The sequence below is a fragment of the Sphaerisporangium aureirubrum genome, assembly GCF_042658925.1.
In the GTDB taxonomy this organism is placed as follows: Bacteria; Actinomycetota; Actinomycetes; order Streptosporangiales; family Streptosporangiaceae; genus Sphaerisporangium; species Sphaerisporangium aureirubrum.
Genome location: NZ_JBHSRF010000124.1, coordinates 1 through 16,484 on the forward strand (window position 1 = coordinate 1; position 16,484 = coordinate 16,484).

Below are 16,484 nucleotides of genomic sequence, written 5' to 3' on the forward strand. Positions count from 1 at the left end.
GGAACATCGAAAAGGATCACGCGATGGCCGTCCTCATTTCACGACGCCACGCCTGTCACCAGCGAAAACTCGTACACCACCTCCGTGGACGCAACCCGTGGGGAGTGGTCGTTTCCGCTGTCGTGGGGTTGCGCATGCGCGGAGGGGTGTCGCGGGGTGGGTGGGTGGTGATGGCCATGCTCGGGAGACGCCAAGGGGTGGGCCACTTCACGCTGGCACGCATGGGGGTTCATCTCCTCCCGCAAAGCGCTCATTACCGGAGGAGCGGACGAGCCTGCCGTCGAGGGGGTTGCGCATACCTGGAGGGAGGTCTGGCGGGGTGGGTGGGTGGTGCTGGTCATGCTCGGGAGACGTCAAGGGGTGGGCCATTTCACCCCGGCGCGCATGGGGCTTCGTCTCCTCACCGCCATAGCGCTCATCGACGTGGGGAGTGGCCGTTTTCGCTGTCGTGGGGTCGTGCATGCGCGGAGGGGTGCCGCGGGGTGGGTGGGTCGTGATGGCCGGGTTCGGGAGACGCCAAGGGTGGGCCACTTCACCTCAGCGCGCATGGGTTTCGTCTCTTCCCTCGCCAAAGTGCTCACTGTCGTGATGAGTGGCCGAGGGTGTCGCGGGGCCGGGAGGAGGGCGAGGGGGACGAGGCGTTCTAGGGCGGGCGGGCGTGCCGGGGGTGGCAGGGTTGGGAAACTCTGTTGCGGGTTGTGGGGGATGGGCCTCTACGGTGCGGTCTATGACACCTGAGTGGTTTGTGCTGGTTGTTGCGGGTTTTGCGGTTTTTGTGGGGGCTGTGGTGCAGGGTGGGGTGGGGTTTGGGCTGGGGTTGATGGCGGCGCCGGTGATCACGATGCTGGATTCGTCGCTGATGCCGGCGGCCGTGCAGGTCGTCAACCTGATACTGCCGATGTTCACGCTGGCGGCCGAGTGGCGGGGGGTGGACTGGCGGGGGCTCGGGTTCGCGTTGCTCGGGCGGCTGCCCGGGAGCCTGATCGGGGCCGTCATCGTGGTGCACGTCAGCACGCAGGCGCTCGGGGTGTTCGTCGGGACGATGGTGCTGGTCGCGGTGGCGGTCACCGCGACGGCGGTGGTGGTGCCGCGGACGGGGGCGACGCTGGGGGCGGCGGGGTTCGTGTCGGGGGTCACGGGGACCGCCACCGGCATCGGGGGGCCGCCGATGGGGCTGGTCTACCAGCACGCCAAGGGGCGGCAGATCCGGGCCACCCTCGCGATGTTCTTCTGCCTTTCGGCGGCGCAGTCGCTGGCGATCCTGGCGGTGGTGGGCCATCTGCCGGGGCGGTCGGTGGTCATGGGGGCCCTGCTGATCCCCTTCATGGTCGCGGGGTTCGCCGTGTCGGGGCCGCTGCGCCGCTACCTGGACGGAGGGCGGGTGCGGGCGGGAATCCTGGTGCTGGCCGCCGTGTCGGCGTTCGTGCTGATCGCCCAGCAGCTTGTCCGGTAAATGGCACGTTTCCCGATTGTTACCGGAGACAACAAATTTTGACCCTTGCAGGGCTGGCGCACCGGCCCAGGACGGAATACGTTGCCGCAAACAACATTCAAAGAAACGGCCAAGCCGGGACCCGGCTCACACCGTTCACGCCGGTCAGAGCTCGGCCGGCACCTACCACCCAGACCCCCACGCCACGCCGTGCGCGGCAGTGGCACATCACAGCAGAAAGGACCCGGTGCACCCATGCGCAAGGGGATCCTCGGCCTGACCGCCGCAGCGGCGGCGCTTTCTCTCGGTCTCACCGCCTGCGGGGGCGACGGCGGCGGCACCGGCGACACCTCTGCCAGCGGCTCCGCCTCGGCGTCGGCGGAAGCCAAGCCGGGCAAGATCGGCGTCATCCTGCCGGACAGCAAGTCCTCGGCCCGCTGGGAGACGGCGGACCGCAAGTACCTCGAAGAGGCCTTCAAGGCCGCCAACGTGGCCTACGACATCCAGAACGCACAGGGTGACAAGACGGCCTTCCAGACCATCGCCGACCAGATGATCACCAACGGCGCGACCGTCCTGGTGATCGTGAACCTGGACAGCGGCACCGGCAAGGCCGTGCTGGACAAGGCCAAGTCGCAGGGCGTGGCCACGATCGACTACGACCGCCTCACCCTCGGCGGCAGCGCCTCCTACTACGTGAGCTTCGACAACACCAAGGTCGGCACCCTGCAGGGTGAGGGCCTCGTGAAGTGCCTCACCGACAAGAAGGCCGAGAAGCCGATCGTCGCCGAGCTCAACGGCTCGCCGACCGACAACAACGCCACGCTGTTCAAGGCTGGCTACGACGGCGTGCTCCAGCCGAAGTACGACTCCGGCGACTACGTCAAGGGCCCGGACCAGTCCGTGCCGGACTGGGACAACGCCAAGGCCGGTCAGATCTTCGAGCAGATGCTGACCTCCGAGCCGAAGATCGCCGGCGTGCTCGCCGCGAACGACGGCCTCGGCAACGCCGCCATCACCGTGCTGAAGAAGCAGAAGCTCAACGGCAAGGTCCCGGTCACCGGCCAGGACGCCACCGTCGAGGGCCTGCAGAACATCCTCGCGGGTGACCAGTGCATGACGGTCTACAAGGCCATCAAGAAGGAGGCCGACGCGACCGCCGAGCTGGCCATCGCCCTGTCCAAGGGTGAGAAGCCGGCCGCCAGCGGCTCGGTGAAGGACACCGAGAGCGGCCGGGACGTTCCCTCGGTCCTGCTCGACCCGCAGCCGATCTACTTCGACAGCGTCAAGGACGTCGTCGCGGACGGCTACGTGAGCAAGGACGACCTCTGCACCGGCGACTTCGCCGAGAAGTGCACCGAGGCCGGAGTCCAGTAGCGATGCGTGGTACGGCCCGCGCGTGCGCCACGGCGTCCGCGCGGGCCGTTCCGCCAGTCTGAGGAGCAACGTGTCATCCCAACCCGTTCTGGAGGTCCGAGGGCTCGACAAGAGCTTCGGCCCCGTGCAGGTGCTGCACGACGTGGCCTTCTCCGCGTACGCCGGAGAGGTCACCGCCCTGGTCGGCGACAACGGCGCCGGCAAGTCGACCCTGGTCAAGTGCATCGGCGGCATCCACCCGATGGACGCGGGCGAGTACATCCTCGACGGCAAGCCCGTCTCGGTGAACACGCCCCGTGAGGCGGCCGACCTGGGCATCGAGATCGTCTACCAGGACCTCGCGCTCTGCGACAACCTCGACATCGTCCAGAACATGTTCCTCGGCCGGGAGCGCAAGAGCGGCCTGGTCCTGGACGAGGCCACCATGGAGGAGATGGCGGCCAAGACCCTGGACAGCCTGTCGGTCCGCACGGTGAAGTCGATCCGCCAGCGCGTCGCCAGCCTTTCCGGCGGCCAGCGGCAGACCGTGGCCATCGCCAAGGCCGTGCTGTGGAACAGCAAGATCGTCATCCTGGACGAGCCCACGGCCGCCCTCGGCGTCGCGCAGACGGCGCAGGTCTTGGAACTGGTGCGCCGCCTGGCCGACAACGGCCTCGCTGTGGTGCTGATCTCCCACAACCTGAACGACGTCTTCGCCGTCTCCGACCGGATCTCGGCGCTGTACCTTGGGCGCATGGCCGCGCAGGTGAGGACTTCCGACGTCACCCACGCCCAGGTGGTCGAGCTAATCACCTCGGGGCGCAGCGGAGAGCTCGGCCTGCAGAACCTCAACGGAGCCACGCCATGAGTACCACGACGATTCCCGAGAAACCCACCGTCCCCGCGCCCAGCATCAGCGGCAACGCCCGCGGGTACCTGGAGCGCGTCCGGGGCGGCGACATGGGCGCACTCCCGGCGGTCTTCGGGCTGGTCGTGCTGTGCGCGGTGTTCGCCATCCTGCGTCCGGTGTTCCTGTCGGCGATCAACTTCGCCAACCTGTTCACCCAGGGCGCCGCGATCGCCGTCATCGCGATGGGCCTGGTCTTCGTCCTGCTGCTCGGCGAGATCGACCTGTCGGCCGGCTACACCAGCGGCGTCTGCGCCGCGGTGCTGGCGGTGACCCTGAGCACCTACGGCCAGCCGTGGTACGTCGCGGTGCTGGCCGCGATGATCGCCGGCGTGGTCATCGGAGCGTTCCTCGGCGCGCTGGTCGCCAAACTCGGCATTCCATCGTTCGTGGTGACACTGGCCGCCTTCCTGGGATTCCAGGGCCTGCTGCTGGTGCTGGTCCGCGAGGGCACCAACATCTCCGTCCGCGACCAGACCATCATCGCGATCGAGAACAACAACATGACCCCCGTGCTCGGGTGGGTCCTGTTCGTCATCTGCGTCGGCGGCTACGCGCTCGTGCAGGTCGTGCGGGCCCGCAGGCGCGCCGGGCGGGGACTGTCGGCCGACCCGATCACGCTGATCGCGGTGCGGGTGGGCGGGCTCGCGGTGATCGCCGGGCTCGCGGTCTACTTCCTCAACCTGGAGCGCAGCCGCAACGCCCTGATCGTGTCGCTCAAGGGCGTGCCGATCGTGGTGCCGATCGTGGTGGCGCTGCTCATCTTCTGGACGTTCGTGCTGCGCCGCACCGCGTTCGGCCGGCACATCTACGCGGTCGGCGGCAACGCCGAGGCCGCCCGCCGGGCCGGCATCAACGTGGACCGCATCCGGATCAGCGCGTTCGTGATCTGTTCCGGCATGGCCGCCGTCGGCGGCGTCATCGCGGCGTCCCAGGCCAGCTCGGTCGATCCCAACACCGGCGGCAGCGACGTGCTGCTGTTCGCCGTGGGAGCCGCCGTCATCGGCGGCACCAGCCTGTTCGGTGGCAAGGGACGGGTGCTCGACGCCATCCTCGGTGGTGCGGTGGTCGCCGTCATCAACAACGGCATGGGCCTGATGGGGTACAGCGCGAGCGTGAAGTACATCGTCACCGGTCTGGTCCTGCTCCTCGCGGCCGGGGTCGACGCCCTGTCCCGCAAGCGGGCGTCCGCCGCCGGACTTCGGTGATCGGCGGCCCCCCCGACACGACCGCACAACCGAACAGAGGGACCAACGATGACCCGCGCGGGCCCCTCGCAGGACGAGATCCGGCGCCAGAATCTGGGTGCTCTCCTGCGGCACGTGCACCTCGGCGGCCCGACGTCCCGGGCCGAGCTGACCACCATGATGGGGCTCAACCGCAGCACCATCATGGCGCTCACCGCCGATCTGACGGCCGCGGGACTGGTGCGGGAGGAACTGCCGAGGGAGAAGCGCCGGGCGGGCCGTCCCTCCCTGGTGGTGCGGCCCGAGTCCTCGATGGTGTACGTGCTGGCCTTCGACATCGGGGTGGACCGGCTAGTCGCGGCCCGGGTGGGGCTGGGCGGCGTGATCCTGGACCGCCGGGAGACCGTCCGCCCCCGGGGGCCGTTCGTCCTTGAGGACGTGGTCGGCGCGCTCGCCGGCTTCTCCCGGCAGATGCTCGGCCGTGCCCGGAGCGGCGCGGTCTGCGTCGGCGTCGGCGTGGCCGTCTCCGGCGGCGTGCGCAGCGGCGACGGTGTGCTGCGGTACAGCCCCAACATGGGAGCCAACGACGTGCCTCTCGGCGCGGAGCTGAGCCGGCGGCTGGCGCTCGGCGTGCCCGTGGTCGTCGGCAACGACGCCAATCTCGGCGCGCTGGCCGAGCAGGCCAGGGGAGTCGGCGTGAACAGCCGCGACCTGGTCTACCTGCACGGCGACGTGGGGGTCGGCGGCGGCGTGATCGTGTCGGGGCGGCTGCTCAGCGGGCACGGCGGCTACGGCGGCGAGATCGGCCACATGGTGGTCAACGCCGGGGGCCGGCCGTGCGGCTGCGGGTCGCGCGGGTGCCTGGAGTCCGAGGTGGGGGAGCGCGCGCTCCTGGAGGCCGCCGGGCGGTTCGGCACGCAGGTGGGACGGGACGCCGTGCGGTCCGTCGTGGACGCGGCCGACCGCGGCGACGTGGTGGCGCAGGAGGCCCTCACCCGGGTGGGGGACTGGCTGGGCCTGGGCGTGGCCAACCTCGTCAACATCTTCAACCCCGAGATCGTCATCTTCGGGGGCACGCTGCGCGAGATCTATCTCGGGGCGGCGGCCCAGGTGCGCAGCCGGATCACCACGGACGTGCTGAGCGCCTCGCGGGAGGCGCTGCGGCTGCGCACGCCGCTGCTCGGCGACGACACCACGCTGGTCGGCGCGGCCGAGCTGGCGTTCGACCAGGTGCTCGCCGACCCGCTGGACACGCTGTCGCGGGCCGGCGCCGCGCCCGCCGCGATGGTGGCGAAGGCCGGAGGGCTGCCGGCGGGCGGGGGCTGAGCGGCCCTCAGGCGACCATCGTGGAGCTCGCGATCCAGGTGTTGCAGGCCGAAGGCCCGGCGGCCTTGTAGCCGCGGTTCAGCCAGTTGGCGATGTTCCTGCCCTTGCCGTGGTCGCGGACCTTGGACTGCTCGTCGCCGCTGCGGCGGTCGATGTCCAGCAGGTCGTCCCAGTCCTCGTCCGTGCGGTCCAGGGACTGCCAGACGCTGCCGATGAACGCCCCGGCGAGGCATTCGGCCTGGAGCTCGTGCCGGCGGGTCTGCTCGTAGTACTCGGCCTTGCCGCGGCTCGGCAGGCGCCCTAGCTCGCGCCACATCCCGGTGACGTTCTGCACGTGGTGGCCGTACTCGTGCGCGATCACGTCCATCAGGAACAGGTCCTCGGGGGAGGAGACCACGGCGCGGTCGAGCAGCATGACGATCTGCCTGGTGGGGTTGCAGTAGATGGCCTGGACGTTCTTGCCCCACTTCTCCCCGCAGGCCTTCTCCGGCCTGGTGATGAACCGCACCTTCGGCGGGGTGAACGGCAGCCGCGCCTTGGCGAACTGGGCCTTCCAGGTGGCGTCCAGGCACTTGACCAGCGGTAGCAGGTAGGAGCGCACCGAGGCCGCCGAGCCCGCGCGCACCGGGTGCTCGGGGCAGGAGGTGGCGGGTAGTCGCCCGGTGGCGTACAGAGCGTTCCGCGTCAGCGTGCTCGCGTTCTTGACGGGGTACGCGGGCAGGGCCGGAGAGGAGGCCGGAGCCGCGTGGGCGGTGCCACCCGCCAGCAGAGACGCCGCGATGGCGAGAAGAAGGACGACCGAGGACTTGCCCATGGTCCCGAGAGGGTACGCGAGTCGGACGTGTGCCGTAAAACCCAATAAACAACCAGATCTACCCCCGGATCGCGCCGGGACCGGTCCAGTACCGGACAGGGCTGTGCCACAAAGCACACCGAGTGCCCCGCAGGGGTGCGACGCTAAGGCAAATAGACTCAGGCTGGTCGACGAACGGGCGGAGGAGATGATTCCGTGAGCGAGCGGAGCCGGCGATCCGGTGAGCAGGAGCGGGACGATCTACTGGAGACGGTGAAAGGGCCGGGAGATCTCAAGCGCCTGGCCGTCGGAGAGCTGCCGGCGCTGGCCGCGGAGATCCGCGCGCTGCTGGTTGCCACCACGTCCCGGACCGGCGGGCATCTCGGGCCGAACCTCGGCGTCGTCGAGCTGACCATCGCGCTGCACCGGGTCTTCGACTCCCCGAGGGACCGCATCCTGTGGGACACCGGGCACCAGGCGTACGTCCACAAGATCCTCACCGGCCGGGCCGGAGACTTCGCGACACTGCGCCAGGAGGGCGGCCTGTCGGGCTACCCGAGCCAGGCCGAGTCCCCGCACGACGTCATCGAGAACTCCCACGCCTCCACCGCCCTGTCGTACGCCGACGGGCTCGCCAAGGCGTACAAACTGCGCGGCGAGCACGACCGCACGGTGGTCGCCGTCATCGGCGACGGCGCGCTGACCGGCGGCATGGCCTGGGAGGCGCTGAACAACATCGCCGGGTCCGCCAAGGACCCCGAGCTGCCGCTCGTCATCGTGGTCAACGACAACGGCCGTTCCTACTCCCCGACCATCGGCGGGCTGGCCTCCCACCTGGCCTCGCTGCGCATGACGCAGAACTACGAGCACATGCTCGAGTTCGTCAAGACCAACCTCGGGCGGGTGCCCGTGGTCGGCGCGCCGCTGTACGAGACGCTGCACGGCATGAAGAAGGGCATCAAGGACGTCCTCGCGCCCCAGGTGATGTTCGAGGACCTCGGCCTGAAGTACGTCGGGCCCATCGACGGCCACGACGAGCAGGCGGTGGAGGCCGCGCTGACCAAGGCGCGCGACTTCCGGGGCCCGGTGATCGTGCACGTGCTCACCACCAAGGGCAGCGGGTACACCCCGGCCGAGAACCACGACGAGGACTGCTTCCACTCGCCGCAGCCGTTCGACCCCGCCACCGGGGAGGAGCGGCCCAAGCCGCACGGCTGGACCAACGTCTTCGGGCAGGAGCTGGTGCGGCTCGGCGGCGAGCGCCCCGACATCGTGGCCATCACCGCCGCCATGCTCCACCCCACCGGCCTCGCCACGTTCGCCGAGGCGTTCCCCGAGCGCACCTACGACGTCGGCATCGCCGAGCAGCACGCCATGACCAGCGCGGCCGGCCTGGCGCTCGGCGGCCTGCACCCCGTGGTCGCGATCTACGCCACCTTCCTCAACCGCGCGTTCGACCAGCTCCTGATGGACGTCTCCCTCCACCGCCTCCCCGTCACGGTGGTGCTGGACCGCGCCGGCGTCACGGGCGAGGACGGCGCCAGCCACAACGGCATGTGGGACCTGTCGATCCTCCAGGTGATCCCGGGCCTGTCCGTCGCGGCCCCCCGCGACGCCACGCGGCTGCGCGAGCTGCTCGGGGAGGCCGTCCAGGTCGCCGACGCCCCCACCGTCGTGCGCTTCCCCAAGGGCGCCATCCCCGCCGACATCCCCGCCGTCGGCCGCCTCGGCGCGATGGACGTCCTGTACCCGGCCTCGGAGGCCGAGCCCGCCGACGGGACGCCGCAGGCGGGCAGGGTGCTGCTGGTCGCCGCGGGGGCCATGGCCCCGGTGTGCCTGGAGGCCGCCGAGCTGCTGGCCCAGGGCGGCGTCCAGGCCACCGTCGTCGACCCCCGCTGGGTCAAGCCCCTCGACGCCGCCCTGGTGACCGCCGCCGCCGAGCACGACCTCGTGGCCGTGGCCGAGGACAGCGGCCGCGTGGGCGGCGTCGGCGACGCCGTGGCCCGCATGCTGCGCGACGCGGGCGTCCCCACCCCGGTCCGCACCTACGGCATCCCTCAGCGGTTCCTCTCCCACGCCAAGCGCGCCACCATCCTCACCGAGATCGGCCTCACCCCCGACCACCTCGCCACCGACCTCACCAAGGCCCTGAAGGACCCCGCCACCCCCCAGATCTCCCTCTGACCCGGCTTCCCGCCCACCCTCTTCCCGGCGCACGCGCATGAGCGCGGATTCCAGGGGAAGGCGGGTGGGATCGCCGGTGTGAGTGAGGTGTAGGTATGGGGATCTTCAGGACCAAGTCCGTCGAGACCTCGCTGGAGGACACCGAGGCCCCCGAGCACCGGCTGCGGCGCAGCCTGAGCGCGCTGGACCTCACGGTGTTCGGGGTCGGGGTGATCGTCGGGACGGGCATCTTCGTGCTCACCGGCGAGGTCGCCAAGGAGACCTCCGGTCCGGCGGTGGCGCTGTCGTTCGTGGTGGCCGGCGTGGTGTGCGCGCTGGCGGCGCTGTGCTACGCGGAGTTCGCGTCCGCGGTGCCGGTGGCGGGGTCGGCCTACACGTTCTCGTACGCGGCGATCGGGGAGTTCCCCGCCTGGATCGTCGGGTGGGACCTCATGCTGGAGATGGCCCTCGGGGCCGCGGTGGTCGCGGTCGGCTGGTCGGGGTACTTCGCCGAGCTGCTGGCGACCATGGGGGTGCACCTTCCCGACACGCTGGTGGGGGAGCACGCGGTGTTCAACGTCCCCGCCGTGGTCGTCGTGGCCGTGCTGACCGCCGTGCTGGTGGCGGGGATCAAGCTCTCCGCCCGGGTCAACCTCGTGGTGGTGACGATCAAGGTGGCGGTGATCCTGCTGGTCATCGTCGCGGGCCTGTTCTTCGTGGCCAAGGCCAACTACACCCCGTTCATCCCCCCGGCGCAGCCCACGCCGAAGGTGGGCGGGCTGCAGGCGCCGCTCATCCAGGTGCTGTTCGGGGTCACGCCCGTCGCGTTCGGCGTGTTCGGGATCTTCGTCGGCGCCGCCATCGTGTTCTTCGCCTTCATCGGGTTCGACGTGGTGGCCACCGCCGCCGAGGAGACCCGCAACCCCCAGCGTGACCTGCCGATCGGCATCATCGCCTCGCTCACCCTGTGCACCGTGCTGTACGTCGCGGTGTCGCTGGTGGTCGTCGGCATGCAACCGTACGACCGGCTGAGTACCGAGGCGCCGCTGGCCACGGCGTTCCGCTCGGTCGGGCAGGACTGGCTGGCCACCATCATCAGCATCGGCGCGCTGGCCGGGCTCACCACCGTCGTGATGATCCTCATGCTGGGGCAGAGCCGGGTGTTCTTCGCGATGAGCCGGGACAACCTGCTGCCCCGCTCGCTGGCCGCCGTGCACCCCCGCTTCGGCACGCCGTACCGCATCACACTGATCATCGGCGCGGTCACCGCGCTGCTGGCCGGGCTCATCCCGCTGTCGGCGCTGGCGGAGCTGGTGAACATCGGCACGTTGTTCGCGTTCGTCCTGGTCTCGGCCAGCGTCATGATCCTGCGGCGCACCCGGCCCGAGCTGCCGCGGTCGTTCCGCACCCCGCTGGTCCCGCTGGTGCCGATCCTGTCGATGCTGGCGTGCTTCTACCTCATGCTGAACCTCCCGGTGGAGACGTGGGTGCGGTTCCTGGTGTGGATGGTGCTCGGCGTCGTCGTCTATTTCGGGTACGGCGCGCGGCACAGCCGGGTGGCGGAGCAGGAGCGGGCGGGGACCCGCTGACACCTCGAGGTCACGCCACGTGTCGCCGGGCAGCACAATGGAGGGGGAGCCCGGTGGGCACGGGAGGACGACCATGGTCACGCTCGAGGACGTCGCCAAGGAGGCCGGGGTGTCTCTGGCGACGGCGTCGCGGGTGCTCAACGGCAGCACCCGCCAGGTGGGCGCCGCCATGCGCGCCCGCGTCGAGTCGGCCGCCAACCGGCTCGGCTACCGCGTCGACGCGACCGCGCAGACCCTGGCCCGCGGGGCGAGCAACGTGGTCGGCCTGGTCGTGCAGGACCTCACCGACCACTACTTCGCCACCATCGCCGACGGCGTGATCCGCTCGGCCGACCTGCACGGCATGGTGGTGACCCTCACCACCACCTTCCGCGACCCCGAACGCGAGATCGCCCAGATCGCCACGCTGCGGGCCCAGCGCGCCAGGGTCGTGGTGATCGCCGGTTCCCGGGTGTCGGACGAGCGGATGGTCCGGCGGCTGTCCGACGAGCTGGACTTCTACCGCGCCAGCGGCGGCCGGGTCGCGCTCATCGGCCAGAGCCTCGGCGGGGTGGACACCGTGGCGCCCATGAACCGCGACGGCGCCGACCGGCTCGCGCGGGCCCTGGCCGCCCAGGGGCACCGCCGGTTCGCGGTGCTGGCCGGTCCGCCTGCCCTGCTCACCGCCGTCGACCGCTCCGAGGGCTTCACCCTCGCCCTGGCCGCCCTCGGCCTGCCGCCGCCGCTGGTCCTGCACGGCGGCTTCGACCGCGACGGCGGACACGCCACCGCCCTCGAACTCCTGGACCTCGGCGCCGGCGCCACCTGCGTCTTCGCCGTCAACGACGTCATGGCCGTGGGCGCGCTCGCGGCCTTCCGGGAGCGGGGCGTGCGCGTCCCCGAGGACCTCTCGCTGGCGGGCTTCGACGACATCTCGCCGCTGCGCGACACCGTGCCGCCGCTGACCACCGTGCGCCTGCCCCTGGCCGAGATGGGCGCCATGGCGCTCGATCTGGCCCTCACCAGCGGCGACACCGCCCGGGTCGAGCTCGTCCCCGGGAAGGTCATCCTCCGCTCCAGCGTCGCCGCCCTGGCGCCCGCCCCGCCCGACCTGGTCACCTAGGCCTGCCCGGCGAGCATCTCCCGGTAGCGGCGCTTCATGGTGGTGAGCACCTCGTCGGGGTCGGCGGACCAGACCTCGGCGTTGAAGATCTCGACCTCGATGTCGCCGGTGTAGCCCGCCGCGAGCACGGCGGCGGTGAGGGCGGGAAGGTCGATCACGCCGTCGCCCATCATGGCGCGGCCGAGCAGGACGTCCGGCGGGAGGGGCTGGGGCCAGTCGGAGACCTGGTAGGAGGCGAGGCGGCCCGAGGCGCCCGCCCGAGTGAGCTGGGCGGGCAGGGCGGGATCCCACCAGACGTGGAAGGCGTCCACGACCACGCCGACCCGGTCGGCGGGGTGGTGCCCGGCGAGGTCCAGGGCCTGACCCAGGGTGGACAGGACCGCGCGGTCGGCGCAGTACATCGGGTGCAGGGGCTCCAGGGCCAGTCGCACGCCCCGCTCGGCGGCGTACGGCACCAGCGCCGCGAGGGCCTCGGCGACCCGGGCACGGGCGCCGGGGAGGTCGCGGGAGAAGGCCGCCGGAGGAGGGGCGCCGGGAGGGACGCCGGGGAGGCCGCCGACCACCAGGACCAGGCAGGCGGCGTCCAGCTCGGCGGCCTCGTCGATGGCGCGCCGGTTGTCGTCCAGGGCGCCGCCCGCGGTGAGGAAGCCGCCCCGGCACAGGGAGGAGACCCGCAGCCCGGCGGCCCTCACCGCCCGGACGCCCGCCGCGAGACCGCACTCGGCGAGCTGCTCGCGCCACACCCCGATGGCCTGGAGGCCGTGCCGCGCGCAGCCGTCGGCCGCCTCGGGCAGGGACCACCGCCGGGTGGTCCACTGGTTGAGCGAGAGCCGGTTCACCGGGCCGCCCCGTGCACGGCGAGCAGGGCGCGCATGCGGTACGCGGCCAGGTCCCGGTCCGGGAACAGGCCCGCCTGGTCGGCGAGGCGGAACAGCCCGGCCAGGTGGGGGAGGGAACGGGACGACTGGGCGCCGCCGACCATGGTGAAGGCGTCCTGGTGCCCGGCGAGCCAGGACAGGAAGACGATGCCGGTCTTGTAGTGGTAGGTCGGGGCCTGGAAGAGCGCGCGGGCCAGGGGGACGGTGGGGGCCAGGGTCTCGTCGTACGTCCTGAGGTGCGGGGCGGGGTCGGCGGCTCGCTCGGCGGCGTCCAGGGAGCGCAGGGCGGCGGCGGCGAGGGGGGCGATTGGGTCGAAGACGCCGAGGAGGGCGTGCGAGCCCGCCTTTATCAGGGAGGGGTAGTTGAAGTCGTCGCCGGTGTAGAGGCGGACGCCGGGGGGCAGGGCGGCGCGCAGCCGCGTCTCGTGCTCCTCGTCCAGGAGGGAGACCTTGACGCCCTCCACCCGGGGGGCGTGCTCGCGGACCAGGGTGAGGAAGTGGGCGGTGGCGCCGGGGACGTCCCCGGCGCCCCAGTAGCCGGTCAGGGCCGGGTCGAACATCTCGCCCAGCCAGTGCAGCACGACCGGGCGGCCGGCGTGGGCGATCAGCTTGCCGTAGACGGCGTGGTAGTCGTCCGGCCCTCTGGCGATCCTGGCGAGCGCGCGGCTGGCCATGATGATCACGCCCGCGCCGGACTCCAGCACGGTCTCGATCTGCTCCAGGTAGGCGGCCTCCACCTCGGCCAGCGTCGCGGCGGCCGGGGCCTGGTCGGTTCCGGCGCCGCAGGCCACCAGAGCGGCGGGGTCGCCGAGGTCCCTCGCCGCGTCGGCGCTGCGGCGGATCAGCTCGCGCGCGGCGGGCCAGTCCAGGCCTGCGCCCCGCTGCGCGGTGTCCATCGCGTCGGCCACGCGCAGGCCGTACGACCACAGGTGGCGGCGGTAGCGCAGCGTGGCGTCCCAGTCGACGGCCGCCGGGGCACCGGGGGTGTTGTCGCCGAGGGGGTCGGCCACCACGTGCGCGGCGGCGTACGCCACCCGCCCGGTCGGCGCCGGTCCCGGCGGCGGGGGCGGCGCGCCGCGCATCGTGTACGGGCCGCCGGGCAGCTCGATCCTCATCCGGTCACCCCTCGCCGTCCGGCGCGGGGAGGTCCAGGCGGGGGACGGGGACGCGGCGGCCCTCGGCGGAGGAGAGCAGGCCGAGCTCGGCCAGCTGCACGCCACGTGCCCCGGCGGCGAAGTCGTGGGGGAACGGGGCGTCCTCCAGGACGTGCCGCAGGAACAGTTCCCACTGGGCTCGGAAGCCGTTGGGGAAGACGGTGTTGTCGGGGACCTCCTGCCACTGGTCGCGGAAGCGGACCCGGGTGGGCTCCTCGGGGTCCCAGACGGGGCGCGGGGTGGCGGCGCGGTGCTGGAAGCGGCAGGTGTGCAGGCCGGCCACGGCGCTGCCGTGGGTGCCGTCCACCTGGAACTCGACCAGCTCGTCGCGGTGGACCCGGACGGCCCAGGACGAGTTGATCTGGGCGACGACGCCGCCCGCCAGCTCGAAGATGCCGTACGCGGCGTCGTCGGCGTCGGCCTTGTAGGGCTCGCCGCGCTCGTCCACCCGCTCGCCGACATGGGTGACGGCGCGGGCCGTGACGGCCTCCACCCTGCCGAACAGGTTCTCCAGCACGTAGTGCCAGTGCGGGAACATGTCCAGGACGATGCCCCCGCCGTCGGCCGCGCGATAGTTCCACGACGGCCGCTGCGCGCTCTGCCAGTCGCCCTCGAACACCCAGTAGCCGAACTCGCCGCGCACCGACAGCACCCGTCCGAAGAAGCCCGCGTCGGCCAGCCGCCGCAGCTTGAGCACCCCCGGCAGGAACAACTTGTCCTGCACGACCCCGTTGCGCACCCCCGCGGTTGTGGCGGCCCTAGCCAGGGCGAGGGCGTCGTCCAGCGTCCCCGCGACGGGCTTCTCCACGTACACATGCTTGCCCGCCGCGATGGCCTGGTGGACGGCGGCGGCTCGCGCACTGGTCACCTGCGCGTCGAAGTAGACGAGGTTGCGCTCGTCCTCCAGCGCCGCCCCGAGGTCGGTGGTGTGCTCCTCGATCCCGTGCCGCCCCGCCAGCTCCCCGACCTTGCCCGCGTCCCGCCCCACCAGCACGGGCCGCAACATGACCCGCCGCCCACCGGACAGCCGCACCCCACCGTCCCCATTGATCGCGAGCACCGACCGCAACAGATGCTGCCGATACCCCATGCGCCCGGTGACCCCGTTCATCACAACCCCGACGACGGACATGCGGCCCCCTAACCGACGGAAAGCGCTTTCCAGTCTCCAGTCCCACCGTAGAAAGCGCTCGGTCAAGGAGTCAAGCGATGCCCGCCGATCTCACACCCGGCCACGCGGACACCCGCCCCGCTCCAAGGAGAAGTCGTTCGAACCAGTCGCGCCGGTGCCCGCACCCGCCCCGTCTCCGTGGAGGGGTCGCTTAACCGGCGCCGGCGCGGCGGGAAGTCGTACGGCGAATTCGGCGCCGTCTGCCGTCTTACGGCGATCGACCCGGCGTCCGTGCCTTCCCGGCCGTCGGTTCCACGTGCATGAGTGGCCGGGGACGGCAGTTGCCTTGAGCGTGAATGACCTGAACCCCTGGTCGTGTTGGGCGATATTGGCCCACCCGTTGTCGTTCACGAGCTTGGCCATCACAGCCCACCCACCCCGCGAGACCTCCGTCCGCGCATGAGCGACACCCGTGACGGTGGGTGTGGGGGTTCCCGTGGTGTGGGCGTGCTGTGTGGGTGGGGCACCGCTGTGGTGGTGGGTGCGGGGTTTGCGGGTGACGTCCCCTGAAGTGGTGTAACTCCTGGGGATCTTCGTGAAGGGTGTCGATGGCCCGCCACCTGGCGCCTAGGGCGGCGCGTTCATGATCACGGCCACGGAAATCACACCACCTGGCGGGACGTCACCGGTTTGCGTGGTGGTGGGGTGTGGGTGTGGCGTGTGGGTGGGGAACCGCTGTGGTGGTGGGTGTGGGGGTTTGGGTGGTGGTGGGGTGTGGCCGTGCTGTGTGGGTGGGGGACCGCTGTGGTGGTGGGGTGTGGGTGTGGCGTGCGGGTGGGGCACCCCGTGTGGTGGTGGGTGTGGGGGTTTGCGTGGGTGTGGGTGTAGTGCGCGCGTGGGCACCGCCGTGAAGGTGGGGGTGGGGCTTGCGTGATGGTGGGGTGTGGCGTGCGCGTGGGGCACCCCTCTGTGGTGGGGGTGGGTGGGCGGTGATGGCCATGCTCGGGAGACGCCAAGGGGTGGGCCACTTCACCCCGGCGCGCATGGGTTTCATCTCCTCCTGGCCATAGCGCTCACTACGGGGGAGTGGCCGAGCCTGCCGTCGAGGGGTTGCGCATACCCGGAGGGAGGTCTCGCGGGTGGGTGGGCGGTGATGGCCATGCTCGGCAGACGTCAAGGGGTGGGCCGCTTCACCTCGGCGCGCATGGGTTTCATGTCCTTCCGGCCATAGCGCTCACTACGGGGGAGTGGCCGGGCCGTCGAGGGGGTTGCGCATACCTGGAGGGAGGTCTCGCGGGTGGGTGGGCGGTGATGGCCATGCTCGGGAGACGTCAAGGGTGGGCCGCTTCACCCCGGCGCGCATGGGGCTTCATCTCCTCCCCGCCATAGCGCTCACCGACGTGGGAGTGGCCGTTTCCGCTGTCGTGGGTTGCGCATGCGCGGAGAGGTGCCGCGGGGGGGGTGGGGGTTGTGTGGTGGTGGGGTG

General features: G+C 71.5%; 12 protein-coding genes. 8 read left to right on the forward strand and 4 right to left on the reverse strand.

The annotated features are described in order from the left end of the window. Positions 1-727 precede the first annotated feature (727 nt). The 5 genes from ACFP1K_RS39165 to ACFP1K_RS39185 all read left to right on the forward strand — a co-directional run bounded on the left by ACFP1K_RS39165 (position 728) and on the right by ACFP1K_RS39185 (position 6,208). Positions 728-1,453 carry a TSUP family transporter gene (locus ACFP1K_RS39165; RefSeq protein WP_380763296.1) on the forward strand — a complete coding sequence of 242 codons (726 nt, stop codon included), beginning with the start codon at positions 728-730 and terminating at the stop codon, positions 1,451-1,453. 234 nt (positions 1,454-1,687) lie between these two features. Next, positions 1,688-2,809 (forward strand): sugar ABC transporter substrate-binding protein, encoded by a 1,122-nt coding sequence (locus tag ACFP1K_RS39170; RefSeq protein WP_380763298.1) that lies wholly within the window; start codon positions 1,688-1,690, stop codon positions 2,807-2,809. Between the two features lie 70 nt (positions 2,810-2,879). Beyond that, complete coding sequence (locus ACFP1K_RS39175) at positions 2,880-3,656, forward strand: ATP-binding cassette domain-containing protein (protein ID WP_380763300.1); 777 nt, start codon at positions 2,880-2,882, stop codon at positions 3,654-3,656. Continuing rightward, positions 3,653-4,903, forward strand: a complete 1,251-nt coding sequence (locus ACFP1K_RS39180; RefSeq protein WP_380763302.1) for a sugar ABC transporter permease — start codon at positions 3,653-3,655, stop codon at positions 4,901-4,903. Before ACFP1K_RS39175 ends, ACFP1K_RS39180 begins: the two co-directional genes overlap by 4 nt. Positions 4,904-4,951: 48 nt before the next feature. Further along, positions 4,952-6,208 (forward strand): ROK family transcriptional regulator, encoded by a 1,257-nt coding sequence (locus ACFP1K_RS39185; protein WP_380763304.1) that lies wholly within the window; start codon positions 4,952-4,954, stop codon positions 6,206-6,208. Between the two features lie 7 nt (positions 6,209-6,215). Here the strand turns inward: ACFP1K_RS39185 and ACFP1K_RS39190 are convergent, their stop codons facing one another. Then, positions 6,216-7,022 carry a neutral zinc metallopeptidase gene (locus tag ACFP1K_RS39190; protein WP_380763306.1) on the reverse strand — a complete coding sequence of 269 codons (807 nt, stop codon included), beginning with the start codon at positions 7,020-7,022 and terminating at the stop codon, positions 6,216-6,218. Positions 7,023-7,217: 195 nt separating this feature from the next. Here ACFP1K_RS39190 and dxs point away from each other — a divergent pair, with 195 nt between their 5' ends. The 3 genes from dxs (at position 7,218) to ACFP1K_RS39205 (ending at position 11,855) form a co-directional block, all read left to right on the forward strand. Beyond that, positions 7,218-9,185 (forward strand): 1-deoxy-D-xylulose-5-phosphate synthase, encoded by a 1,968-nt coding sequence (gene dxs, locus ACFP1K_RS39195; protein WP_380763308.1) that lies wholly within the window; start codon positions 7,218-7,220, stop codon positions 9,183-9,185. A gap of 95 nt (positions 9,186-9,280) precedes the next feature. Further along, positions 9,281-10,753 carry an amino acid permease gene (locus ACFP1K_RS39200; protein ID WP_380763310.1) on the forward strand — a complete coding sequence of 491 codons (1,473 nt, stop codon included), beginning with the start codon at positions 9,281-9,283 and terminating at the stop codon, positions 10,751-10,753. A gap of 73 nt (positions 10,754-10,826) precedes the next feature. Next, a complete protein-coding gene (locus ACFP1K_RS39205; protein ID WP_380763312.1) occupies positions 10,827-11,855 on the forward strand; it encodes a LacI family DNA-binding transcriptional regulator in 1,029 nt (342 codons plus the stop codon). Here ACFP1K_RS39205 and ACFP1K_RS39210 read toward each other — a convergent pair. Genes ACFP1K_RS39210 through ACFP1K_RS39220 form a run of 3 tightly spaced genes read right to left on the reverse strand, consistent with a single transcriptional unit; the run spans position 11,852 to position 15,019 of the window. Beyond that, positions 11,852-12,694, reverse strand: coding sequence for a sugar phosphate isomerase/epimerase family protein (locus ACFP1K_RS39210; RefSeq protein ID WP_380763314.1), 843 nt, complete (start codon positions 12,692-12,694; stop codon positions 11,852-11,854). The genes ACFP1K_RS39205 and ACFP1K_RS39210 overlap by 4 nt on opposite strands. Further along, positions 12,691-13,848, reverse strand: coding sequence for a DUF993 family protein (locus tag ACFP1K_RS39215; RefSeq protein WP_380763316.1), 1,158 nt, complete (start codon positions 13,846-13,848; stop codon positions 12,691-12,693). The genes ACFP1K_RS39210 and ACFP1K_RS39215 overlap by 4 nt, the downstream gene beginning before the upstream one ends. Before the next feature lie 4 nt (positions 13,849-13,852). Then, on the reverse strand, positions 13,853-15,019 hold the full coding sequence (locus tag ACFP1K_RS39220) for a Gfo/Idh/MocA family protein (protein ID WP_380763318.1): 1,167 nt from the start codon (positions 15,017-15,019) through the stop codon (positions 13,853-13,855). Between the last annotated feature and the right edge of the window lie 1,465 nt (positions 15,020-16,484).